We start from the raw sequence: 24,362 nt of genomic DNA, 5'->3' as shown, positions 1-24,362 counted from the left end.
GTTCAGTCAGGCTTAGTCTAATACTAGTGTTTTCTGTTGCATTTACCCGATGAATACGTTTGCAGTTGCTCAGAAGGTAACTGGCATCCAGATGAGGGACCAGCGTTTCACTTTTTCCTCTGCCGCCAATTTTTGTGGTGACACCACCTGCGCAGCTTTACAGGAAGTACTTTCATCCAGCGCCTGACTGTTAACCGCTCCCACGTATCCCCCGTCTATCGCTAAACACACTGCCACCACGTCATGGCAATGGTGACAGGTGATAAACTCAGCTTGCTCAGAGCCTTGTTTTAATCTGTCTATGTGAGAATCAGCGCGAATCGCCAGTTTTCCTTTAGGATCCGACAACCAGCTGATATTTCTGCAGGTGCAAAAATCACAATTACAGGCCCTTGGGGCATAGCACTTGAGCGGATGCGGCAAATTGAGTTCAAGCTTTACACTACCGCACTGACAACGACCTGACTGAGTGTGGCTCATAGAGTTCTCCTTAAAACGTGGTTGGCGTTAACAGTGTAGCCCCTTATTTTGTTATGTCGCCAGTAAATATTTTCCCATTTCTCTCTGTTCAGGCGTAGAATCAATAACAGGAAAGCGTTATGAGTTAAACAAAATGGACGTCATGGTTTTAATTTTATTAGTGGGATTATTTGTTTTTGTGGCGGCGATTATTTCGTTCCAAAACAAATCTCAAATCAAGCGGTTGTTGCAGGTTAATAAAACCCTCACCAGTCGACTTGAGCTGCTCAATATCCAGCTCAACAAACTGCAGTCTCAGATGGCCAGACTGGAAAATCCCCCCGATAATATCAGCGCTATGGCTGTGAAAAATGACACCAGCGAAATCAGCGCCAGTGCAACCACAGATTCAACTCCCTCAAATAAGGTAACGCCACCTGTTGATGCTGAGCATGCTGCAACAAAGATAAACCCAGCACCGGCATCTGTCACCGAGTCCTCAAAAGTAGCTAAGACCAAGGTGTCACCTTCCACCAGCAAGCAAGGTTTCGACCTGGAAATCTGGTTGAGAAAAAATCTATTTCTCTGGTTGGGCGGCCTGGTACTGGCGTTGGGCGGACTATTTCTGGCCCGCTATGCAATAGAGGCTAATTTAATTTCACCCGCTCTGAGAGTCACAGGCGGCACCCTGTTTGGTATTGCACTGGTAGCGCTGGCAGAATATCTGAATCGCCACGCGGAACGTTTTGCCATTCATTCCAGTCATGTGGTGGCGGCTATTGCCAGTGGCGGCAGTATTACCTGCTTTGCCATGACCATGGTGGCCTGGGATGTTTATCAGTTTATTGCTAATCCGGTGGCGTTTGGCTTACTGGCCATCATATCGTTATCGGCCATCTCTTTAGCGTTGCGCTACGGGCCAATCATGGCGGTGGTGGGTATCATTGGCGCTTATCTGGTGCCAGTGTTGGTCTCATCAGACTCTGCCAATATTACCTTGTTGTTGCTGTATGTTTGTTTTATCTCTGCAGCTGCCATTTGGGTGAGTCAGCGGGTATCAAAATCCTGGCTTTGGTGGCAGGCCCTGATTGGCCATTTTGTGTGGTTTTCAGCGGCAACAGCCTTCGCACAAGAAACGGATATTCTGATCATCTTAATCACCGCACTACTGTCGATTTATCTGTTTATTTTGTCCGATTTAATGGGTTGGCGATTACAAAAAACACTGACTCAGGCACTTCCGGTACACACCTTGTTAATGCCCCGCAAAGAGCACCTTCCGATATTGTTTTGCGTCATACTGCTGAGCTTTATGCTTTGGCAATTCAGTAGCGATATTAATCTGACACTGGTTAATCTGGTGTTGGGCTCGGTGTTATTAGTCAGTGCAGTTCGATACAGCGCACTTGATAGCTGGCCCTTTTTGGCGCTAATATTTGCGCTGTTTTCATTATATTTATTCGCTGTCCCAATCGACTTAAATGACAACCTGTTTCCCTTCCGCAGTGGCTATTTGTTCGCACAAATACTGGCGCTTGTGTTTGTCATCTACGCAGCGCTAATGAGCAAAGTTTATCCCGACAGAATCGCCTATCTGTTGCTGCTGGTTTTAGCCCCGATTAGCAGCTACAGTCTGAGTTATTTTTGGTCTCCGATTGCTGCCAACAGCATACTCAACCCGGTTTGGATCACCGAATTACTGCTCCTGGCAGCTATCAGTTGTTATGTGGCTACCAGAGCGGCCAATCATTTGCATAAAGTGAGTTGGCTGATTCTGTGTAATGCCTGTGTCACCCTGTGTCTGACCCTTGTTCTGAGTAAGAGCCTGTTGACATTAGCCTTGTTGGTGCAGGTAACCAGCATGTGTTACCTGACCCGGAAATATCTGGTGGCTCTGCCTGACTGGTTATTTAAAGTGGCTATTGGTATCGCCACCCTGCGGTTAACCTTAAGCCCCTGGCTGGATAACTATGCCGACGAAACCTTGTTTACCCTGCATTGGACACTCATTGTTTACCCGCTTGCTGTCTGTGCCCTTGCTCTGGCCTATCGCTACAGTGACTCTGCAACATTGTGCAGTTGGATAACCGGTGCCATCTTGCATCTGATCGCATTGTTCGTGACCACAGAGACGTCCTGGTTGCTCGTGGGCCATTACCCGACCCCCGGTGATCTAACCTTTAATGAAAGTGTGTTGTTGGCATTCAACTGGATGCTATTGGGTTGCGTCTATCTATGGCGAATGCAGGCGTCCAGCACAGGAAAACCCCTCTACCAGTTGGCCGGACTTGGACTGCTGACCTTAAGCTTATTACTGCAGTTAGGTATTACAGTGTATGGCTCCCCGTATTTTTCCGATATTGCTGTTGGCACAGGTATCATTAACTGGCTGCTCCCCTTGTGGGCTTTACCGGCCTTACTACTCATCGGATTAATTCGCTTTCGCCTGTTGCCAACCCTGCTACAACAACCGGCGCAAACCATCGCCGGTGTGTACCTGTTTTTATTTGTCAATGGCATGATCCGCAACCAGTTTCAGGGCGGTACCATAAACCTGCTGGCTGAAACTTCTGACTCAGAGCTGTATACTTACTCGTTCGTCTGGTTGTTACTGGCAACCACAAGTATTTTTATGGCACACCTGAAAGGCAATAACACTATTAAGAAAGTGGGTTTTGGACTGCTGGCAATGGTGGTTCTGAAAGCCTTTTTGGTGGATATGGCTAACCTCGAAGGCTTGTACAGAGCCTTGTCATTTATAGGCTTAGGTTTGTCTCTGGTGGGAATTGGCTGGCTATTTCAAAAGATTCAAAAATCGCCATTGCCCCCCACTGCCCCGGTTAATTAAAGGAAATTTCATGGATGCACTAGCACAACAACTCAACTTCATTCTGGAACTGGATAAACTCAAAGCCGTTTACCGTCAGGCGCTGGTGAAAGCCGATAATAATCGCCAGGAAAACAGCGCGGAACACAGCTGGCACATAGCCATGTTGGCCCCTGTTCTTCAGGAACACGTCGCAGAAGAGGTGGACTTACTGCGGGTTATTAAAATGCTGCTAATACACGATATCGTGGAAATCGATGCCGGTGATACTTTCGCCTTTTCAGAGCAAGGTGATCTGGATGCGCAGCATGGCAAGGAATTAGCCGCCGCCAATCGCATTTTTGGATTACTGCCTGAAAGCCAATTCCAGGAATACCGTTCTTTATGGTTAGAGTTTGAAGAGGCAACAACAGCCGACGCCAGATTCGCCAAAGCCATGGATCGTATTTTACCGCTGCTGCAAAACATGCAAAACGAAGGCGGGAGTTGGGCTAAACACGGTGTTAAAAAGTCTCAGGTGTTAAAACGCAATCAATACCTGGAAGTGATTGCACCGGCCATCTGGCAGTATGTTTGCGCACAAATAGAAATCGCCGTTAACAAGGGCTGGCTCAAAGACCAATAACAACTGGACGGGATAGTAACCATGACACGGGCATTTAAATTACAACAGCGAATGAAGAATGCCCTGATTGTACCGGTTATGCTGCTGACTTTTGCCAGCAGCCCTCTACTACTGTTATGGCTGTATTTTAATTTTTCCTGGCCCGGATTAGGGTTTGTTCTGATAAACAGTGTGTTTCCCATTTACACCCTTATCAATAATCAGCAACAACAGGTAGAAACCCGCTCCCGCCAAAACACGTTACTGCTGGTTATGCTGAGCAGTTTTGTGTTGCTGACCCTCTCCGTATCAAATCATTGGTTACACTATCTGTTGCCCATAGCCGTGTCTTGTTTGCATCTTTGCCTGGTTTGGTTGTTAACCCGGGGATTACCTAAATTGCGCTTACAGCTAACAGGTCTGGAGGAAGGTAATCACTTTCCGGGTTTTGTGTTTGACGATCCTCAGGGCAACCCGATCACCCGAAAAACACTGAGCCAGGGGCCAATACTGTTTTATTTTTTTCGTGGTAGCTGGTGCCCGTTTTGTACAGCACAAATAGCCGTGCTGATGGCCCACTACAAACAAATCCAGGATGAAGGTATTCATCTGGCCTTTGTCAGTGCAGAGCCCCACGAGGAAATGCAAAAGCTGGCCGCCAAATACGATGTGGCCTGCGATTATCTGGTGGACCGGGATTTCAGCTTTTCGTCAAAATATAAACTGGTGCATGAAGGCGGCTCGCTGGCCGGGCTGAGCCGTTTTGGCCAGGACACCTTGTTGCCTACCCTGGTGCTGATTGACCACGCGGATAAAATACTGATGTTACAGCGCAGTGATAATTTTCGCTTGCGTCCGGACCCTGACCACGTGCTGTCGCGCATACAGGGCCTGGGCAAAAATGCCTGGCTGGAAAAACTCATTCAGCAACGCACTCAGGAGCTCAGTGCAGAGAAAGAAAAGTCAGAGAAGATCATTCTCAACATATTGCCGGAACACACCGCAATTGAGCTGAAAGAAAAGGGCCATACTCAGGCCAGACATTACCAGTGCGCCACTTTGTTATTTTCTGATTTTGTCGGCTTTACCCGCATTGCCTCAGGGGTTTCGCCTCAGGTTTTGGTGGACTCTCTCAATGCCTATTTCGAGCGCTATGATCAGGCTGTCGGGGAACTGGGCTTAGAAAAGATTAAAACCATAGGCGATGCCTACATGGTGGCGGGCGGGTTGCCCGTTCGCAGCGACGATCACGCACAAAAATGCGTGCAGTTAGCGTTAAAAATGCTGGAGATTGGCGAACAACTGAAAGCCAGTAACCCCGCTAAAGGACTATGTGTATTCGATATTCGCATCGGTATTCACAGCGGTCCGGTAATGGCGGGCGTAGTTGGCAAGCGCAAGTTCAGTTACGACATCTGGGGCAATACTGTTAACCTGGCAGCCCGTATGGAAAGCGCCAGCGAGCCTGGCAGAATAAATATATCTCAGAACACCTTAAATCAGTTGGGCGATCAGGTTGCCGTTCAGTCACGCGGGGTCTTATCGGTGAAAAACCACGATCCACAACAAATGTATTTTCTGGCCCCTGCACAAGTAATCACAGCCTGAAAGTAACAATAAGCTCATTGGCCTTTTTTCGTGGGAGCAAAAAATGGTAATTCGATATAGCAGGTAAATCCCTCTCCTGGAGCGCTTTTTATGGATATTTTACCGCCCAGTACCTGCGAAACATAGTTGTAAACCAGGTGCATCCCCAGGCCTGAACCGCCTACCCCCAGGCGCGTAGTAAAAAAGGGTTCAAAGGCTTTTTTCTTCACTTCGGCGGTCATGCCAACACCGTCATCTCGATACTCGATAAACAGCATATTTGCTTGCTTTTTGGCACTGATAGTAATACTGCCCCGTTTGTTATTAGCAAAACCATGTAACACCGAATTATTGACCAGATTAGTAAATATCTGAAACAGTGCCCCAGGATAACTATCCAGCTTAATTCCATCCGGGCAATCAATGATGAGCTTGTGGCCTTTTTTTGAATACAAGGAATTCAGCGAACGCTGAATATCCTGAAGCAGCGTTTTAAGTTCAAATTCTCTGCGCTGTTCGCTGGTTTGATCCACTGCCACTTGTTTAAAACTGGCAGTTAATGCACAGGCCCGCTCCAGACTACTTAAAATGATCTTGTTGGATTCCCGCAGCTTATTAAGGTGCTTTTCCAAATCGCTGCGCTTCAGCCTGTTTTCACTGACTTTATTCTCCAGCCAGCGACAATCATCATACAATGCGGTAGCAGCCGTTAAGGCAATGCCCATTGGGGTGTTAATTTCGTGAGAAACCCCTGCCACCAGGCCCCCCAGAGAAGCCATTTTTTCTTGTTCAATAAAATCAGCCTGGGCTTTTTTCAGCTCCTGAGTGCGCTCCTCCACCAGACTTTCCAGCGCTCTCGCCCTGGCTTTGATCCATTGTGTGCGGATCCGAAAGCCACCGTAAAACAGTGAGATTGCCAGAAATATACACAGGCCGATAAACCAACCAGTTTGCCAGTATTGAGCCTTGATGTAGACGCTAAAGGTCAGATTCTGATTGCTTTTTTGACCGGTGCGATTGGTACCTTCCACCTGAAAAAGATATTCTCCGGGCCAGAGATTACTGTAGCTGGCAATGCGGCGCGCGGCATCTACCTGCGTCCAGTTGCGATCATAACCCACTAGCTGGTACCGATACCGGTTTTTGTCCGGTGCTGACAAATCCAGTGCCGCAAACTCGATACTGAAGCGCCGTTGGCCCGGCTCTAAGGTCAACCCATCCTGTGCCAGTCGCCCGCTATTGACTAATTCACCGTCAATCCACAATTCAGAAGCCACAACAGCAGGCTGATAACCCCATAATGAAAAGCGCTCCGGCTTCACCATCATCAGGCCCCGACTACCACCAAATAAAAACTCTCCATGCGACGTCCTGGTGTACGACCGAAACCAGTTGGTACCAATATCGACACCATCCGCTCTTTGCAATGGCGTCATTCTCGCTAATTCTGGTTCATAGACATGAGTAGGGCTCCAGATCCTACCCAACTTGTCTTCCAGCAAATTTGCGCCCATAGGGCGGCCACCAAAGCCGGCTTTTTCACTGTGGTTTTCCAGCCGGGCGATCCCGGCGTCATCAAATATAGCAAGATGAAGACCTGCTGGCGTATCCAGCCACAGGCGTTTCTGGCTGTCGTATAACAAGCCGACAATACTTATGGTATTGAGTAATCGGCCGTTTGCATCTTGCCCATCAACCGCTACCAGGTATTCTGTCCCCGGTTTCACCACATACAATCCCGTTGCCCCTGTGGCTACCAGTAATTGTCCGTTTTCCTGTTCGTGAAGGGCGTTAATGCCATCCCGCATGACATTGCCATCCTGCATAGGGTAACGAATAAACTTATCAGTATCTGGCTGCCAATAAATTAATCCTGAATTGGTGCCCACCCATACTCCGCCGTTAACAGAAGGTCGTATCGCCCGAATGTTGACTCTGGGCAATCCTTGTTTTTGGGTATATAAGAAAAACTCGTCACTGAACGGGTTATATCGATACAGTTGTCCTGGATTAACCCCCACCCAAATTTCACCATTGGACGTTTCTGCCATTGCCGTTATCCAGCCAGATTGCAATTTACCGGCAACATTGATTTCCGGTTTATGGCTGCCAACTACCCCTTGCCCGGACTTAACAACATTGATTCCACCACCGCGAGTACCCACCCAAATATCGCCAGAGGACAATGCCAGAACACTACTGACATTAGGTTCAGTGAGGGCATTTTCAGTCAGTAAGCTAAATCTCAGGGTTTTAACCCAGTCCTGGTCACCTAACACCCGCTGTACACCACCCCCATAACCGCCAATCCACACTAAGCCGGAGCGGTCTTTGAGCATGGTGCGGATATCATTGTTAGCCAGACTGAAACTGTCGGACGGATCGTGAATACTGCGAGACAACCAGCGCCCATCTTTGATAGCGATTCGGTCTATTCCACCAAATCGCGCGGCCCAGATTTCCTTATCATCCTTTTGAAAAATATCGTAAATAGTGCTCTTTTGATACTCTTCTGGCTGTTCTGCCAGCGCCTGTAATAAAAGTCCACTTTCGGGATCGAAGCGCCATAATCCAGAAGCATTACTGCCAATCCAGATTTGCCCCATATCATCTTCAAACAGTGTTCTGATATAGAGATTCTTAACATCCGCATTGTTGGCGGTTACCCGCTCAAAAACATCATTCGCTCTGGAATAACGCGCCAGTCCAGCGCGGGTCCCCACCCAAATTTCACCGTTTTTGTCTCGTAATAATGCACGAATTCCATTGTGAGGAATGCCATGTTCAACCGTATAATGAGCCAGCAGTTCTCCCTGAAGCGTCGCCAGGAAAAGCCCGGTATTGGTGGCTAACCAAATCTGATCTTGTTGATCCCGTAAAATTTGAGCGACACTGGAAAGGTCCGGGTTTTCCAAAAGAAACTGCTCACTAAATAATCGGGTAAAGCCCTCTGATTCGGGATTATAAATGGACACGCCGCCGGGCTCGGTAGATAACCATACCGTACCATCATCAAAGACATTGATGTTGCGCACGAAATTGCCTCCAATGGAGGTGTTATCATAGGCATTGTGCGAATATAACTTGTAGCGGTAGCCATCGTAACGCACTACTCCGGCAGCGGTAGCGATCCACAGAAACCCTTGTTTATCCTGCGCAATATCGGTTACCACGTTGTCCGGGATGAGCTCAGCATTGCCGATACTTTCGAAGAACATTTGTGCCTGACTTTGTACAGAACAAAACAGCACAACCGAACACCAGACAACGGACCGCATTATTCCGCTATATATATCACACGCCAACCTGAGCGCACTACGCATGTGCATTTAGAATTCCACAATCACCTGTCTAAATCTAATCATAGATAGCCTGACAGAACGCGTCAAAAACAATTGTGGTGTAGGAACCTATAGCAAACGAGGTATATCGGGGTGTAATAATGCAAACTCCAGGTCGGATAACGTACCAAAGCAGATTTGTTGATACACATTGTTTTGGTATTACATCAAAGTGTAAATAAACTCATCCGGGCCTCAGGCTCAACGTTTAGCAATTATCTCCTGCGCTTTTTGAACAACATCATTGAGATCTTTCACCGTCATGGTCTCTTCTGTTTCATACCTCAATCTGGCGATACGCATCAAATCACAGGATTCTGTGTAGGCTTTTCTGCGTGAAGCAGGACTTAAAAAAGTGAGAGTGACAGCAAGTACGCCTGACAATAAGGTGTAAGTGGTGATCAGATTGGAATCTTCTGTAGTGCCAGCCGTTCCTTTTGTGGTAGCCAGGAATGCAAGGATCGTAGCAGCCAGCCCAAGAAAGTAGTGAGCTGAACTCCATATCCTTTCGTACACTTTCCATTCTTTCTGCAATTTTTTGTATTTATCTGGTACGACCCTGTCAGTATTGGCATCCACTGAATTCATCTCCGCGTTGAGCATACTATTCAGTATATTGCAGAGTGATTTAAACCACATTCTTTTAGCAACTATTTTTTACCGAAACACGGGTCTTAAGTTTCAATTATCCTAGGGTCTTTTGAGTTCATATAGTTCAAGCGGCAAACCATCAGGGTCCTGAAAAAAGGTAAAACTGGCGCCGGTATAGGGGTCAATCCTGACCGGCTCTACCTCAATATCCTGCTGCTTAAGGTGACGGATACTGTCCTGCAGGCTTTCTGTTCTGAAACTTATGTGTCGCAAACCACAGGCTTCCGGCTGAGACGGTCGCTCGGGTGGTTCAGGAAAGGAAAACAGTTCGATTTGGGTACCATCAGGCAATAACAGATCCAGTTTGTAGCTATCGCGTTCTGCCCGGTAATTCTCAGCAATGACACGCAATCCCAAAACTTCAGTATAGAAGTGTTTAGAACGGCCATAATCTGAACAGATTATGGCCACGTGATGCATGCCGGAAAGCACAGCTTCACTCCCGGGGATCGGTAGACGAAGCTTCGATTCGCGCTTTGTGCTGGCTCATAAACCCCAGTAAGGCGGGATAACTGGCCAGTTCGTGCAGTTGTCTGAAAGCCGTCCAGTCCAACAGGCAAAACAGGCAGATTTCAGGGTATTCCCAATGTTCAAAAGCCCCCTGTTCTACGGCATTATTGAGATGTGAAAAGGCGTGACTGACGCGTTCATCCTGCAACCTGAAATATAATTTGTCATCGTCGGACTCGATATCGGAACGCTGTAACAATAACAGTTGCACCAGCGAGTCATTGATAGAGTCGATAACCGTCAGCAAATTTTCCTGATTCCAGGTTAATGCCGGTAAACTGTATTTTTCCACCAGATACCGAAAAATCACCCGGGAGTCGTAAATGACATCGTCGCCATCTTCCAGCATAGGAATTTTTAACGTCGGGTTTTTTGACATCAGGTAATCGCGGTCTTTGCCGGAGAAAATCTGCATGTTGACAAAGTCATGCTCAACATTGGCCAACAACATACGAATCCGACGCACATAAGGTGACGTGGTGGAGCCATAAAGCTTTAACATGAAAATTCCTTCTGTGTTACGTGTTATTTTGCGACCTGAGGCACTGGCTCAGACGTATTTTCAGCATAGGATACACTTTGCTTGCGCAAGTCTCGTTTAACTTTTAAGGCTAACAAGCAAGGCGTCAATACTAATGTTAATAGTGTAGCAAATGCCAGACCTCCTGCTACTGCCGTAGCCAATTGCGACCACCATTGCGTAGAAGGCCCGCCCAACTCAATGTTGCGGCCAATGACATCGATATTCACCTCCAACACCATAGGTAACAGGCCTAAAATCGTGGTCACCGTGGTCATCAATACCGGCCTGAGACGCTGCGCGCCGGTGCGCAAAATGGCCTCCATCGCCGGTATTCCTTCACGCCGCAGAATATTGTAGGTGTCGATGAGTACAATATTATTGTTTACTACAATCCCCGCCAATGAAATAACCCCAATGCCTGACATCACAATACCAAACGGTTTTTGCACAATGGCCAACCCTAAGAACACTCCCACCGTGGAAAACAGCACCGCACTTAAAATCAAAAAGGCCTGATAGAAACTGTTGAACTGGGTAACCAGAATGATGGCCATTACAAACAGTGCCACTAAAAAGGCATTGCCCAAAAAGTCCTGTGATTCCTGTTGCTGCTCATTTTGGCCCTTTATGGTAATTTCAACATCAGGATGAATATCCAAATCCGGCAGTTGCTCCTGCAACCTGGGTAATTCGTGATCCAGCAAAATGCCCGGTACCATATTGGCTTCAACCCGAATAACTCTTCGGCTATCAATATGTCGGATAAGATCGGTTTTGGGTTGTGCTTTACGCTCTACAAAATTTGAAATCGGCACCAATCCCGAAGCGGTTTTTACCCGTAACTCATCCAGTTTGCCGATAAAGCGGTCTTCTTCCGGGAAGCGCACGCGAATGTCTATTTCATCATCGACATCATCAGGGCGATATTCGCCAATTTTTAATCCGGCCGTCACAAACTGTACTGTGTTACCCACCAGGGTGGCATCCGCTCCAAACCGGGCGGCATCGCTGCGGTCCACTTTGAGCATCCATTCCAGTCCGGGTTTTGTGGCTGTATCACTGACCGCGGTAAAACTCTCGTTGGCATCCAGGGCCCGGCGAATTTTCAGTGCCGCTTCATCCAGCAACTCCGGATACCGGGAAGCTAACTGAATTTGCAAATCTTTACCGCTTTGTGGACCATTCTGATCTGGTGATATTTCCAGATCCAGCCCAGGTAAATCCCGAAGACGCTGTTGTACCTCTTTCAGAATCTCATCGGAATGACGACGATATTGCCAGTCCACCAGATTCAGACGCAGGTAGCCCACCTGATCGCCGCCGGTACGGGCGTAAAGGGTTTCCACTTCGTCTAAATCCAGTAAGCGATTTTCCACTTTGCGCACCACCGCATCTTTTTCATAGATAGATAAGTCACCATGAGAGCGCACATTAATGTTAATACCAGGGCTGTCGACATGAGGGAAAAACTCAACCCCAAGTCCGGAAACCCCGTAAGCGGTATAAGACAATACTGCAATAACGATAGCCGACAGCAGCACTTTCCACGGGTGATAGATCAGTTTATCCAATACCCGCACATATTTTCCGGTAAAGCCGGTCAGGGTGCGAATGTCCCCTTCTTCAGCCTGAATCATTTGCGCCTTGGCCTGCGGCGTAATATAACGCGGCTTGCCGATGATAGTGCCCAACGTCGGCACAAAAATCAGTGCCATCAGCAACGAGGCTGAAAGTGTGGCAATCAGCGTAAAGGGCAAATACTTCATAAACTCGCCCATCATGCCGGGCCAGAACATCAGTGGCGCAAACGCCGCCAGGGTGGTCGCCGTTGAGGCAATAATCGGCCAGGCCATTCGCTGTGCCGCTCCTGCATAGGCCTGTTTGCGATCAACCCCTTCACTCATTAACCGGTCAGCGTATTCTGTCACCACGATGGCACCGTCCACCAGCATGCCTACCGCCATAATTAATGAGAACAGCACCACCATATTCAGGGTGTAGCCAAACACGGAAATTAACAAAATGCCGGTTAAAAATGAGCCGGGGATGGCGATGCCCACCAGTGCCGCCGTGCGCAAACCTAAAATAGCAACAATGACAATCGCCACCAGTAATACGGCTGTGCTGACATTGTTTTGCAGATCGCTGAGCATCAACAAGACATCTTTCGTCTGATCTCCGGTGTAGGCCACCTGCACACTGTTTGGCCACAAGGGCGTTTGTTGGGCAGCCGAGATCAGGGTTTTAACCTTTGCCACGGTATCAATAATGTTCTCGCCGGGACGCTTTTTGACTTCCAGCGACACCGATGATTTACCATTGACCCGGGCAAAACTGTTGGCATCTTTATACGCGCGGCGAATGGTGGCGACATCCTGGAAGGTAATAACCCGGTCGCCTTCCACTTTTACAGGCTGCTCAAAAATGTCTTTTACCGATTCAAATACCGAGGGAACTTTAACGGCAAAACTACCGGCACCGGTGTCCAGAGTACCGGCAGGTACCAGTCGATTGTTGCGGGATAACAGATTGAGTATGTCGTTTTGATCCAGGCCATAGCTTTCCAGAAGTAGCGGATCGACGATGATCTCCACCTGGTCTTCCCGCTGGCCACCCACTTCTACTTCTAATACTTCTTTGATGCCTTCCAGGCGATTCTTCAACTCGCGAGCCAGGCTGATCAGGGCCCGTTCACTGACCTCACCCGATAACACCACGGTCACCACCGGCTGTTCGCCGGCCATCGTGACTTCGTGAATAGTGGGTTCTTCAGAATCTGAAGGCAGTTTCCCTCTGGCCACCGTCACCTTGTCGCGGACATCCGCCAGTGCCACTTTAGAGTCAGTACCGGCCAAGAACTCCAGGGTAATACTGGCGTGTCCTTCTCCGGCGTTGGCCGTCATTTCCTTCACCCCTTCAATGGAACGCAGCTCCTTTTCCATCGGTTTGACCAACATCCGCTCCGCATCTTCAGGAGAAATACCGTCGTGTACAATAGAGACGTAAATAAAGGGGATCGGTACATCGGGATTCGATTCTTTAGGAATATTGATGTAAGTCACCGTGCCAGAAATCAGCAACAACAAAAAGATCATCAGCACCGTACGGGTGCGCGTCAGTAATGAAGAAATAATACTGCGCATGTTATTTCACCTGTACGATATCGGAAGCTCGCACCACTTCTACTTTGTCGCCATCGCGCACAAAGCCCTGACCAAGCGTGATGATATCTGCCTGATGACCTAAACCGCTCAACCAGACGCCTTCGTTATCACTTTTCACCATATTGATAGGCACAAAATGCACTGTGTCGTCAGCATCTACGGTTTTAACCCCCAGCTCGCCACGCTCATCTAATGACATCACGGCCGGTGTAACTCTGACGGCAAGTGTTTCTTCCAGCGGGATAACCAGTTGTGTGCTCATACCGGCCAGATATTGTCCTTCCGGATTTGGCACAGCAACTTCAATCTTAAAGGTATTGGTGCCCTCATTGGACACACTGGCAATGTAACGCACCTGCCCCGACACCTGACGACCGGAAACCAGACGCGCCTGAGCTGATTGCCCTTTGCGTAACGCCGCAATGTCATTTTCGGTGACATCGGCACGTATTACTAACGGATCTAAGTCCACCAAAGTGGCCAGCGGATCACCCACTTTGACGTAATCACCTACCTCAACAGCGTGGGTATTCAATACACCGGCATAAGGGGCCTTAACTTCAGTATTTTGCAACATGATTTGCAGTGCAATCAGTTGCGATTTGGCCGACTCCAGATTGGCAAGCGACTGGGCAATCGTCACTTCCGACTGCAGACCTTTTTGTTTCAGAGACTCTGCACCCTGCAGTTCTAACTCCCGTTGCTTCACCGTCGCCTGTGCGGAACGAACCTGCTGTTTAAGGTCTTTTTCATCCAACCGGAATAACAGTTGTCCGGCGCTGACACTGGCCCCTTCCGACGCCAAAATCTCCGTTACCTGAGCCGCAACCTCGGCCCTTAACGTGGCCATGCGGTCTGGCTCGGTGCGGCCATAAATGGACACTTCTTTATTCACGTTGTCTGCTACAAAGGTGGTTACTTCTACCTTTTGTAGCAACGCATCCTGTTTCTCTTTAACGGGCCCTTCGGTTTGACCTGAAACCATGCCGGAGGCGATCCACAGCACCAGAAACAGGCTTATGATTAGTGCAATCCAGACAGGTTGTTGACGAAAACGTGTAATTAAGCGAGACATGTACATTCCTTGCGAATAAAAACAGGTGACACACATCACCCCGAGCGATGGCAGGCGATGTTCCAGAGCAGGTAATATATTAAGACAAATGACCAGAAAAACTATCTAAAATTGGTCAATTAGCTGACTAAAATGTGTCAAATCGCTACTACAGGCCGTGCTGGTAACAATTTGTCAGAAATGGACAGATGATATGGAATGGCAGATCAGATACTAAAGGAAGAACCACAACCACAGGTGGTCTCAGCATTGGGGTTATCCACCAGAAAACGGGCGCCTTGCAAACCTTCCGTGTAATCTACCGTTCCCCCCATCAGATATTGCAGGCTCATCGGGTCGACCACCAAAGAAACCGTTTCTTTCTCAATCACCATGTCGCCGTCGTTGACCTTTTCATCAAAAGTAAAGCCGTACTGGAAGCCAGAACAGCCGCCACCGGTCACGTAAACACGCAACTTAAGCTCAGGATTTTCTTCTTCTTCGATCAGGCTTTTGACTTTTAAAGCGGCTGCATCAGAAAAATTAATCGGAAACTCAGAAGTGGCTGACATTAATACCTCGGAAAAAACAACAACAAAACGCATTTAATGACAAATGCAAAGCGTGGCGAATTATCTAATACCTGAGTAAATCAGTCAACTATTGCTGCGTTTCTTGCCAGGCATCCAGTTTTGCCTGCGTCTGCTGCTTTAAATCAACCTGATGCTGAGCCAGCCACCAGCGTTCCATAATACGTACATTGCGTTTATTGGCTTTGTAAAATAAATCCACGATATCACCCACCACAGGAATAAAGCCAAAGGCGAAATCCAACAAACTGTTGCGTACCATCTTGCGTTGCAACGCTTTAGGCATACCCAGTTTGCGCCCCAGATAGACAATTCTCAGCGCCACTAAAGTCATGACAGCATCACCTATCCCCGGGATAAGGCCTATCAGAAAATCCAACCCCACATTGATGCCGATTCCCGGAATGCGAATTGCTGTGTCAGCAACATTTGCCAGACGCTGTGCTGCGAGTAGTTCCTGAGGAGCTTTGATCTCTTGTTTCATCGGGTGACCCACCTGTAACTCAATGACTTTAGTTAGTCGCAAAATATTGTTGCCAGTGATAGTTAAACGCCGGACGCAATGACGGATGATAGCCAATCACCTCAAAGTTGAGGTCGCGAAATTCGCGATTAACGTCGGCACTTTGCTGAATACCGAACAAGACCTTGTTAAGATTTTCGGCAATATTCTGGCCCAACACGGACTTTTCGCATAGCAGGCGATTACCTGCCACCACGTTATCCGCCAGTTCTCGTGTTTGATAGACACTCAACTTCATGGCCAGTTTAGATTCAATCTTGCTGATCTCCTGCTGACCGGACCCCACAAAGGCAAAATCAATGCGTCCCTTCTTGAGCAGTTCTGCACTTAACATACCCACATCCCGCTCCCCGGCATCCAGAGTAAATACCTGTTGCTGACTATCGGAATACTGCTCTACAACGGATGTCCACATATTTGTCACACCATTAAACAAGGCGGTGCTTTTTCCGGCCTGCATCAGTGTCGCCACGGATATCATGTCGTTTTCCAGCCAGGCGTCCAGGCTCCCCTGCTTTGCCACGATAGGGTAAGGTAATAATACCGTTGTCGGTTCGGTGAATACTCCCCATGTCTCCCGATCAACATTGTGCGTGGCGCCATAGAAACAATAGGCTTGTTGCGGGTCCCGATTGTGTTTTATGAGATGCCAGTTGCGTTTTAGTGGATAGGATTCAAATTGATGTTCATATTCGGGCAACCGGTCTGCCAGCCAACGCATAAATTGCAACTCCGGCCCGGCAACGATTCTGGTGCCGACCACCACCACGCCATAGGACTTGGGGCGCAACCAAATCATGGTTGGTTTGGCCCATGCAGCAAAAGTACTCGTCCCCAGGAAGAGCAACAAAAACATCGGCAGCAGGATGTTTTGCCTGTTGCTGTTGAAGTTATTCACTGATTGCTGACTCATTGAGTTGCCATTCGAAGGTGCGCTTCAAATAATCGCTGCCCCACTTCTTGTCCTTCAGATAAGACTCCACCACAATAAGCTCGGGTGCAAAGTCATCAGGAATAGAAAACTCGCCTTTGAGTACTTCAAAATAACGAAAACTAAATTCCATATCATCGGAATTCTCGGTCATGCTGTCAGTTAACTGAATCTCACTGGGCTTGCCGGCGTGACTGCCCACCAGGCTTATCTTTACCCTGCCTTTAACCGTTGTGCGATGCCGATCTTGTTGCATCAGGATCATGGCGTATCGAAAAAAGCCATCGCTGGCCGTAGGCTCGACATTAAATGAATCAATAACAAAGCCATCCTGTTCCAGCTCAGGAGCCATCACTTTTTGATAGAAACTCAACTCGCGGCGCAATTCATTTTCGGTGCTCATTTGCTGCTGAAAGCGCTTGCGATTTTCTTCTGCCGCCAGGCGGGCTACTTCTAAATCGACCCCCAATATATTGATATCTCGTGTTAAGCGATCGTTTTCAGTAACCAGGTTATTGATGGACTGGTTTAGGGTTTGAATCTCTTCCTGTTGCTGCTCGTGTTTCAGCCCTGACCAGGTATAGCCCAACCAACCTGAAAAAAACATCACGGCAATCAGCGCCAAATAGAAGCGAAAAGCGCCCAGTCGCGCTTTGAGGTGGTTTAGCTGCACCGGCAAAAAGTCCCGATAAAAATGCACATGCGGCTATTATAAACACACCAGAAACAGCGATAAAGGGCTTATTCAATTCACATCAGACCACAAAAATAGAATTTATTCATATACTTGCGTTCTATCTGGTATCGCCTATTGCTATGATATGTGATACCAATATTGCTCAACGAAGTCAGTGGAAACCCTTTTGCAAAAGTCCAGCCCATGCCGGTAAAAGTCCTGCTCCGAGCCATGAAAAAGCGCCTTTCTTTGGCGTCATGGCGTGTGGCACTGTCTTATCCGCGCACGTCTCTGCAGTTAAGTTTATTGGGCGTGTTGGCGGGGGTCAGCTCTGCCACCTTAATTATTCTGTTTCGCCTTAGTTATGAAAGCCTGCAATTGTTGTGGCTGGACGAAGTCGATAACTTTTCTTCTATTGAGCCAGAAATGCGCTTGCTAATCCCGATAGTTGGCGCGTTGTTTATCTATTTATTCGCCAGGTTAACGCGCTTTAAACACTATCGCACCGGCATTCCGTACGTCATTTATCGGGTCAAAAACCACAACGGCCTGATGCCATTTAAAAATACCTTAAATCAGTTTTTTGGTGGCATGGCGGCGCTGGCCAGTGGTTTTTCGGTGGGTCGTGAAGGACCTGCGGTACACCTTGGCGCAGGCGGCAGCAGTTTTATCGGCAACTGGCTAAAACTGCCTTACAACAGCATCAGGATCCTGACCGGCTGTGGTATTGCGGCGGGAATATCAGCGTCGTTTAACACCCCCTTTGCTGCGGTGTTGTTTGTTATGGAAGTGGTGCTAAGAGAATATAAAATCCACATTTTTATTCCCATCATGTTGTCTGCTGCCTGTGGCTCTGTGATGAGTCGACTGGTATTTGGCGATGATCACGAACTGGCGTTTTTAACCATCGCTGACTTTGACACCTGGATGTATCTTTATTTCATCGCCTTTGGCGCTTTGCTGGGCGGTATCTCAACCCTGTTTAATATGCAAATTATGAATGTTATTCGCTGGTTCAGACCCGTGAGTATGTTCTATCGCTTGTTACTGGCCGGAATCATTACCGGGTTAGTAGGCTGGTTCGTACCCAAAGCCATGGGCAGCGGATTTAGTGCCATACACTGGATTGTAACTGCACCTCAGGATATACAACTGTTAATGTACATTGTTGTGGCCAAATTTATTCTGACTATCTTTGCTATCGGTCTGGGTATCCCGGGCGGGCTGATAGGTCCGGTACTGGGACTCGGCGCTTTGCTGGGTGCGATTCTGATGTATCCGTTGGGGTTGGCCTATGATGATCCGAGTCACCTTACCAGTAGTTTTGCCATATTGGGCATTGCCGCTTTTTTAACCTCGGTGGTTCACGCCCCGCTGGCCGCGCTTTCGGCGGTAATGGAGCTGTCAAACTCCGTGGATGTAGTATTGCCTGCGATGCTGGTGATTGTGCCCTCCTATGTTACCGCCAATCAGTTTTTCAAAAATCGCTCCATTTTTATCAGTCAGTTGGACTATCAAAACCTGCCTTATTCAACGTCTTCCATTCGCTCCACCTTGCAAAAAGTGGGAGTTCTGGCACTGGTAGACAGAGAATACAAACTGTTCGTTGATGCTACCGACAAACACATACTGGATTTCCTCGATACGGCACCGACTCACCCGGTAGTGCAAAAATCAACCTACGAAATTGATGTGCAATATCATCTGGTACAATATGATTACAGCCTCAACAGAGAAGAAAACCCGTTGCGCTTCTTTCCCATGCAGGGGGTGTCTTCGCAAGCGACCCTGGCAGAAGTCTATGAGATATTGCAAAACCGACGTGAAGGTGCAGTATACGTTCAGGGGGCAACACCGGCTTCTATTGTCGGCGTAATAACCTGGGATGCGGTGCGCAGTTATCTATACCGCAAAGAGTATTAACGCAACAGGACATCAATATGACCATACTCTGGCTCAAAGCCTTGCATATATTTTTTATGGTAGCCTGGATGGCGGGTATCTTTTACCTACCGCGCTTGTTTGTCTACCACTCACAAACCGATTCCAAAGAAATCAGCAATCAATTCAACGTTATGGCACGACGCCTGTGGTGGTTTGTGCTGCCATTCGCCATATTGACCCTGGTGTTTGGTGTAGCTCTGATCTACAACTACGGCAGTAGCTGGCTGGCGGCGTCAGGCTGGCTGCACGCCAAACTGACACTGGTTCTGTTTGTTTATGGCTACTACGGTTATCTCTATGTACTGATGCAACGTTTTGCCAGAAATGAAAATCGCCATAGTCCCAGGTTTTATCGATTTATCAATGAGGCACCGGTTTTGATTTTTCTGGCCATCATTGTTTTGGCGGTAGTAAAGCCCTTTTGACGAATACTGACCGGAACAAATTGAGAAACTAAACAATTCCGCCGGAAAATGGGCTCATCCCGGTTACAGGCAACCGGAAATGAGCAACCTAATTTGAGTAGCCCACTTTCCCGCAAGGCGGCTTTTTACCTGTCGACCAGTATCTAACTCACTACCGCAGGTGACGCGGAGCCGGTTGACGGTTTCGCCTGATAACCTTGTAATTTTGCTGCTTTGCGCCGGTTGATCGCGGCAACAACCACAGGTGTAAAGATCAGGGATAAAACCACGGAAAACCCCACGCCTCCGGCCAGCACCACAGCAAGCGGTGGCCAGAATGTGCCTTCACTAAATAACAACAAAGGAATAAATCCCCCCACCGTGGTCACAGTAGTCGACAAAATATGTCGGCTACAACTCATAGTGGCAGTTACAATCGCTTCAGTATCTCCCAGCCTCGCCCGCTCATCGGCATTGATGGCAGCGATCACCACAATAGATCCATTGATTGCCACACCGATCAAACCGGCACTGCCCAAAATTGGATTAAAGCCCACGGGTAATCCGGATATCCATAAACTCAGCATTCCCAACCCAACAGAAAGTCCGGCTACTGCGCCAATGACACCGGCCAGTTTAAAACTATTGAACGACAAAATCAGGGTCGCCAGCATCAACACCAACAGTACCGGCGCATATGTTGCCAGTTGTCCTAACGCCTCCTGCTGCTTGTCGGCATCGCCTTTCATTTTCAGGCTGTAGCCTTGCGGCAGTTGTATACGCCCGTCATTTAGCAGACGGTACAGATGATTAGAAACATCAATGGCCGTGGCATTTGGCAATAAAAACGCCTCAACGTGATTCACTCTCACCCCGTCATTGCGGGTGATGCCAGATAAAGTGGGCACCATATCAAAATCCCCTAATGCCGCCAGCGGCACCCATTGCTGTGCTTCAGCTAAGCGGGTGTTGACTACCGGCAAACTGGCCAATTGCTCTACACTGGCCCGCTCCTGTTGACCCAGCCGGATGCGGATGGGGATCTCTTCGGTTCCTTCCAGAATCGAGCCACCGGTTGCGCCATCCAGTGCCGCCCGCAACTGTGCGGACACATCCGCGTAACTCAATCCGGCCAACTGCGTTTCGTCATAATTGGCGTTTAAGATCAATTCCGGCTCACCCGTTTCAATAGAGGCAATGCTTTGGGTAATGCCCGGAATTTCAGACATCGCCAGACGAACCTGTTCGCCCAGTTGCTGCAACACCTGTAAATCCGGGCCAAATATATCAACACCAATAGGCGCTGAAATAGGGGGGCCCTGACCGAACGGACGCACCACTATTTGTGCTTCCGGGAAACTGACGTTCAGTTCTGATTGCAACTCTGAAACCAGCGAAGCCGCGGCGTCAACACTGGCAGCAGAGACGACAGCCTGCGCAAAAAACGGCGTGTTGTCCCGCGTCATTACCTGATTGTAGTAAACCGAAGGCACAGATCCGGCCACCAACCAGGCCACCTGGGTGACATTGTCTTTTTCCCGCACTTTGTCATCGATGTTTCGGGTAACAAAGAAGGTACGCTCGATACTGGTGCCAGCCGGCATCCACAGATACATTTCAAATTGATCCCGGTCTGCGCTGGGGAAAAACACGTTTCCTAATTGTCCCGCCAGTACAAACCCCAACACAGGTAGCCCCAGTGGCAACCACAAAATGCGCACAGGATTATTCACTGCCCATTGTAGTTTTCGTTTAAACAACGGAGTTACCAGTGGCAACTGCACACCAGATTTATACCAGCGCGCCTGTTCGGATTGACTTTTACGGGGTAAATAACGGGCCGCCAATGCTGCAATCAGGGTCAGGGAAATAAACAACGACCCAATCAAGGCCATCACCACACTGATGGCAATAGGCCCCACAAAATCACCAATATTACCCGGCAACAGGAATATCGGCATAAAGCCTAAAATCGTGGTCAGGGTTGAGGCTAACAAGGGTACAAAAAGATGACGCAAGCTTTGCACCAGCGCATCCATTCGGGACATCGCTTTGTCCTGCAAATTGGCTCTGATCTCGTCCGTCATAACGATAGCATTGTCAATTAATAAGCCAATGGCGACTATGATGCCAAATATCGACATCTGATGAATTTGCTGGCCGTAAAATGACAGCGAAAAAATCGCAAAGGCGGCAGATAAAGGCAATGACAAGCCGACTATCCAGGCGGCTCTTTGCCCCATAAACAGCAGCACCACAACCATCACCACCAGACTCCCTAACAACAGGTTTTGGGTCAGGTCGGCGAGTCGCTGTTCTGTATAAATATTTTGATCAAAAACAATCTTGGTATCCAGCGTACCGGCATATTCCCGCTCAAAATCAGCCACCACGGATTTGGCATTGGCCATCCATTTATCCACTCTCACGGTAGTCTGCATACGGGCCGCTACAAAAACGACCTGTTCACCATTGAGCAGGGCGATATCTTGCAGTGGCTGCCGCCAACTTCGCTCCACCTGAGCAATATCCCCCACCCGTAAATACCCGCCGAAGGTGTGATTTTGCAATGGAATATCCCGCACTGATTCCAGGGTATCCAGTTCTTTAGCCACCTGCACTCTGAGATTCGTTTCGCTGTTGCGCACCACCCCGGCCGGTGATTTTGGATCATTGGCAGCTACGATACTGGATGCCTGGGATAAGGTTAATCCGGCATTGGCTAATTGCAGTGCATCGATGCTCACCAGAATCTCCTCTTCCGGCTCACCGTAAATTCGTACAATTTCAGTACCTGGTACATTTCTCAGACGGTCAGATAACTCTTCGGAAAGGCGCGCCACAATAGTCATATCTTGTAGCCCATCATCCGTCACTTCAGGATGCTTTGGCGCCAGTGCCACTTTTAAGGTAAACGCCGTCGCACCTCGCTTGGTATCCAGTTCCGGCTCACCGGCACCTTGCGGAAACTTCTGCGCCGCATCTGCGAGGCGGTCGCGGATCTCTGAAAATATCTGTTCGTTAGTCGTATTATCAACCCAGGCCTGCAATTCAATGTTTACCACCGAAATACCCGCTCTTGAGGTGGATTTTAACTCCTTGATTTCATCCAGTTGCCGCAGTTCATCTTCAATAACATCGCTCACCAGCGCCTCAACACGCTCAGCAGACGCACCAGGAAACGGGGTCAATGCGATCACATTGCGCAAATCAATGCGCGGATCTTCCAGGCGTGGAAGATTGACTAACGCAGAAACGCCGGCCACCAGAATAATGACGATACCGAGCAACAGCAGATGACCATTGCGGTAAAAAATACTGTACCAGGGCGATTTTTCAGTTTTGACAGAAAATTCAGACACAAGCCTACCTCCTGATTATAAACTGACGGTGGTCAGGGATTTCGCCACTTCCGGAAATGGCACCTGTTTGGCATACACCTGTTGTTCTGGCACTAACTTTTGTCCACCGGTCAGAATCACATAATCCTGAGCGTTCAGTGCGCCGCTGACATAGGCATTGACTTCATCGGCATAAATGATACTGACAGCCTTAGTAATCAGTTGTTGTTCACCCTGGACATCAGATACCGTGAACAAATTCCACATGCCCCTGATCCCATTGGTTAATGCTGTTTTAGGTACCCAATATCCCGCCAGCTGGGTTTCCACCGGCAACTTCAGAGTAAGCAAATCGCCCGGTAATAACATGGGTTGCGCAGTGTTGGCCTGGGTAATTTCAAAAATTGCGTCTACCGTGCGGGTACTGATAGTACGGGCGTTAGCTACGGATTTTAATCGGGCATTGATTTGCTGAGTGCCTTTAAACAGGGCATAGTTTTGGCCCTGCTTTAAGCGGAATACCTTATCTGCCGACATAGCCATCCGCACCTCTGTGCTGTTGTCTTGTTGCAAGGTAAACACCGTCATGCCCTGTCCGACCACGGAACCAGGATCGATCTGACGGGATAAAATCGTGCCATCAAACGGTGAATAGATTTTCGACTTGGTAAATTCCACCAACAAACTGTCTTTGCGCGCTTCCATTTCTCTTACCAGCGCCCGGGCTGCTTCGGTGGCTTCGCGGGTTTCATCCAGGCGCTGCGACGATTCCAGCTTTTCGCTCACCAGGGTTGCAATGCGGTTTTCCGATAACTGTGCCAGTCTGGCATCAGCTTTAGCGCGGGCGATCCCGGCTTCGATTTCCTGCATTTGTGCAGTCAGTCTTTGGGTATCCAGTTCCGCCAACAGTTGCCCCTGCACAACCCGATCACCTTCGTCGACATTGGTCAGCAATAAGGTACCGCCCCGCTCGAAACCCAACCCGGCTTGTTTTGAAGCTTCCACGCGCCCCACAACTTTCACCATGCGGGTATAGGCTGTTTCGCGTGCCACTTTGATAACGTCAACATGCTGTGCAAAGGGCCGGTCTGGCGCATCTGGCACCTGCCCGGCACCTGCCGCTTTTAATAAAAAATACAAAAACAAAACCGGCACAATGACGAACAAAAAAATCACCAATCCCGGGCGACGGTTTGCAACCAGAGAGGAAAATGGACCTGACATAATAAACTC

At 48.5% G+C, this 24,362-nt stretch carries 18 protein-coding genes; 5 read left to right on the top strand and 13 right to left on the bottom strand.

Annotated elements, in window-relative coordinates:
* Positions 1–69 precede the first annotated feature (69 nt).
* Positions 70–480 (bottom strand): GFA family protein, encoded by a 411-nt coding sequence (locus LJ740_RS06585; protein ID WP_229528282.1) that lies wholly within the window; start codon positions 478–480, stop codon positions 70–72.
* 133 nt (positions 481–613) lie between these two features.
* Between LJ740_RS06585 and LJ740_RS06580 the strand changes: the two genes are divergently transcribed.
* From LJ740_RS06580 to LJ740_RS06570, 3 genes are read left to right on the top strand one after another with little or no spacing between them, the layout of a single operon-like run.
* The gene (locus LJ740_RS06580; protein WP_229528281.1) at positions 614–3,307 is read left to right on the top strand and encodes a DUF2339 domain-containing protein; all 2,694 of its coding nucleotides are present in this window, start codon (positions 614–616) and stop codon (positions 3,305–3,307) included.
* A gap of 10 nt (positions 3,308–3,317) precedes the next feature.
* Complete coding sequence (locus tag LJ740_RS06575; protein WP_229528280.1) at positions 3,318–3,911, top strand: HD domain-containing protein; 594 nt, start codon at positions 3,318–3,320, stop codon at positions 3,909–3,911.
* A gap of 21 nt (positions 3,912–3,932) precedes the next feature.
* Entirely contained in the window at positions 3,933–5,498 is a 1,566-nt protein-coding gene (locus LJ740_RS06570; protein WP_229528279.1) for an adenylate/guanylate cyclase domain-containing protein, read from the top strand.
* A gap of 14 nt (positions 5,499–5,512) precedes the next feature.
* On the opposite strand, the gene LJ740_RS06565 is transcribed toward LJ740_RS06570, so the two are convergent.
* The 10 genes from LJ740_RS06565 to LJ740_RS06520 form a co-directional block, all read right to left on the bottom strand.
* A complete protein-coding gene (locus LJ740_RS06565) occupies positions 5,513–8,728 on the bottom strand; it encodes a two-component regulator propeller domain-containing protein (RefSeq protein ID WP_229528278.1) in 3,216 nt (1,071 codons plus the stop codon).
* 291 nt (positions 8,729–9,019) lie between these two features.
* Positions 9,020–9,397 carry a hypothetical protein gene (locus tag LJ740_RS06560; RefSeq protein WP_229528277.1) on the bottom strand — a complete coding sequence of 126 codons (378 nt, stop codon included), beginning with the start codon at positions 9,395–9,397 and terminating at the stop codon, positions 9,020–9,022.
* 111 nt (positions 9,398–9,508) lie between these two features.
* Entirely contained in the window at positions 9,509–9,901 is a 393-nt protein-coding gene (gene gloA2 / locus LJ740_RS06555) for an SMU1112c/YaeR family gloxylase I-like metalloprotein (RefSeq protein ID WP_229528276.1), read from the bottom strand.
* 4 nt (positions 9,902–9,905) lie between these two features.
* Positions 9,906–10,481: a glutathione S-transferase family protein gene (locus LJ740_RS06550; RefSeq protein ID WP_229528275.1), complete on the bottom strand. Its 576-nt coding sequence runs from the start codon at positions 10,479–10,481 to the stop codon at positions 9,906–9,908.
* A gap of 23 nt (positions 10,482–10,504) precedes the next feature.
* Entirely contained in the window at positions 10,505–13,645 is a 3,141-nt protein-coding gene (locus LJ740_RS06545) for an efflux RND transporter permease subunit (protein WP_229528274.1), read from the bottom strand.
* A 1-nt stretch (position 13,646) separates the two neighbouring features.
* On the bottom strand, positions 13,647–14,741 hold the full coding sequence (locus LJ740_RS06540) for an efflux RND transporter periplasmic adaptor subunit (RefSeq protein WP_229528273.1): 1,095 nt from the start codon (positions 14,739–14,741) through the stop codon (positions 13,647–13,649).
* Positions 14,742–14,947: 206 nt separating this feature from the next.
* Positions 14,948–15,292: an iron-sulfur cluster insertion protein ErpA gene (gene erpA / locus LJ740_RS06535; protein ID WP_229528272.1), complete on the bottom strand. Its 345-nt coding sequence runs from the start codon at positions 15,290–15,292 to the stop codon at positions 14,948–14,950.
* A gap of 88 nt (positions 15,293–15,380) precedes the next feature.
* Positions 15,381–15,794, bottom strand: coding sequence for a DUF4112 domain-containing protein (locus tag LJ740_RS06530; protein ID WP_229528271.1), 414 nt, complete (start codon positions 15,792–15,794; stop codon positions 15,381–15,383).
* Between the two features lie 28 nt (positions 15,795–15,822).
* Positions 15,823–16,746, bottom strand: coding sequence for a hypothetical protein (locus LJ740_RS06525; protein ID WP_229528270.1), 924 nt, complete (start codon positions 16,744–16,746; stop codon positions 15,823–15,825).
* Positions 16,724–17,437 (bottom strand): DUF6776 family protein, encoded by a 714-nt coding sequence (locus LJ740_RS06520; RefSeq protein ID WP_229528269.1) that lies wholly within the window; start codon positions 17,435–17,437, stop codon positions 16,724–16,726. The genes LJ740_RS06525 and LJ740_RS06520 overlap by 23 nt, the downstream gene beginning before the upstream one ends.
* 234 nt (positions 17,438–17,671) lie before the next feature.
* Between LJ740_RS06520 and LJ740_RS06515 the strand changes: the two genes are divergently transcribed.
* Positions 17,672–19,363 (top strand): chloride channel protein, encoded by a 1,692-nt coding sequence (locus LJ740_RS06515; protein ID WP_229528888.1) that lies wholly within the window; start codon positions 17,672–17,674, stop codon positions 19,361–19,363.
* Positions 19,364–19,380: 17 nt separating this feature from the next.
* A complete protein-coding gene (locus tag LJ740_RS06510; protein ID WP_229528268.1) occupies positions 19,381–19,809 on the top strand; it encodes a CopD family protein in 429 nt (142 codons plus the stop codon).
* Between the two features lie 143 nt (positions 19,810–19,952).
* Here the strand turns inward: LJ740_RS06510 and LJ740_RS06505 are convergent, their stop codons facing one another.
* Together LJ740_RS06505 and LJ740_RS06500 are read right to left on the bottom strand one after the other, a co-directional pair.
* Entirely contained in the window at positions 19,953–23,150 is a 3,198-nt protein-coding gene (locus tag LJ740_RS06505; RefSeq protein ID WP_229528267.1) for an efflux RND transporter permease subunit, read from the bottom strand.
* A 15-nt stretch (positions 23,151–23,165) separates the two neighbouring features.
* Entirely contained in the window at positions 23,166–24,353 is a 1,188-nt protein-coding gene (locus LJ740_RS06500) for an efflux RND transporter periplasmic adaptor subunit (protein WP_229528266.1), read from the bottom strand.
* Between the last annotated feature and the right edge of the window lie 9 nt (positions 24,354–24,362).

The organism is Planctobacterium marinum, from assembly GCF_020687805.1.
Lineage (GTDB): Bacteria > Pseudomonadota > Gammaproteobacteria > Enterobacterales > Alteromonadaceae > Planctobacterium > Planctobacterium marinum.
The sequence above is the reverse complement of the archived record's forward strand: the minus strand, read 5'-3'. Positions and strand labels throughout refer to the sequence as shown.

Excerpts from the sequence above, each read along its gene's own strand:
- LJ740_RS06530 (WP_229528271.1), bottom strand. The coding sequence starts at position 15,794 with ATGAAACAAGAGATCAAAGCTCCTCAGGAACTACTCGCAGCACAGCGT.
- LJ740_RS06570 (WP_229528279.1), top strand. The coding sequence starts at position 3,933 with ATGACACGGGCATTTAAATTACAACAGCGAATGAAGAATGCCCTGATT.
- LJ740_RS06510 (WP_229528268.1), top strand. The coding sequence starts at position 19,381 with ATGACCATACTCTGGCTCAAAGCCTTGCATATATTTTTTATGGTAGCC.
- LJ740_RS06545 (WP_229528274.1), bottom strand. The coding sequence starts at position 13,645 with ATGCGCAGTATTATTTCTTCATTACTGACGCGCACCCGTACGGTGCTG.
- LJ740_RS06580 (WP_229528281.1), top strand. The coding sequence starts at position 614 with ATGGACGTCATGGTTTTAATTTTATTAGTGGGATTATTTGTTTTTGTG.
- LJ740_RS06550 (WP_229528275.1), bottom strand. The coding sequence starts at position 10,481 with ATGTTAAAGCTTTATGGCTCCACCACGTCACCTTATGTGCGTCGGATT.
- erpA (WP_229528272.1), bottom strand. The coding sequence starts at position 15,292 with ATGTCAGCCACTTCTGAGTTTCCGATTAATTTTTCTGATGCAGCCGCT.
- LJ740_RS06585 (WP_229528282.1), bottom strand. The coding sequence starts at position 480 with ATGAGCCACACTCAGTCAGGTCGTTGTCAGTGCGGTAGTGTAAAGCTT.
- LJ740_RS06500 (WP_229528266.1), bottom strand. The coding sequence starts at position 24,353 with ATGTCAGGTCCATTTTCCTCTCTGGTTGCAAACCGTCGCCCGGGATTG.
- LJ740_RS06525 (WP_229528270.1), bottom strand. The coding sequence starts at position 16,746 with ATGAGTCAGCAATCAGTGAATAACTTCAACAGCAACAGGCAAAACATC.
- LJ740_RS06515 (WP_229528888.1), top strand. The coding sequence starts at position 17,672 with ATGAAAAAGCGCCTTTCTTTGGCGTCATGGCGTGTGGCACTGTCTTAT.
- LJ740_RS06540 (WP_229528273.1), bottom strand. The coding sequence starts at position 14,741 with ATGTCTCGCTTAATTACACGTTTTCGTCAACAACCTGTCTGGATTGCA.
- LJ740_RS06575 (WP_229528280.1), top strand. The coding sequence starts at position 3,318 with ATGGATGCACTAGCACAACAACTCAACTTCATTCTGGAACTGGATAAA.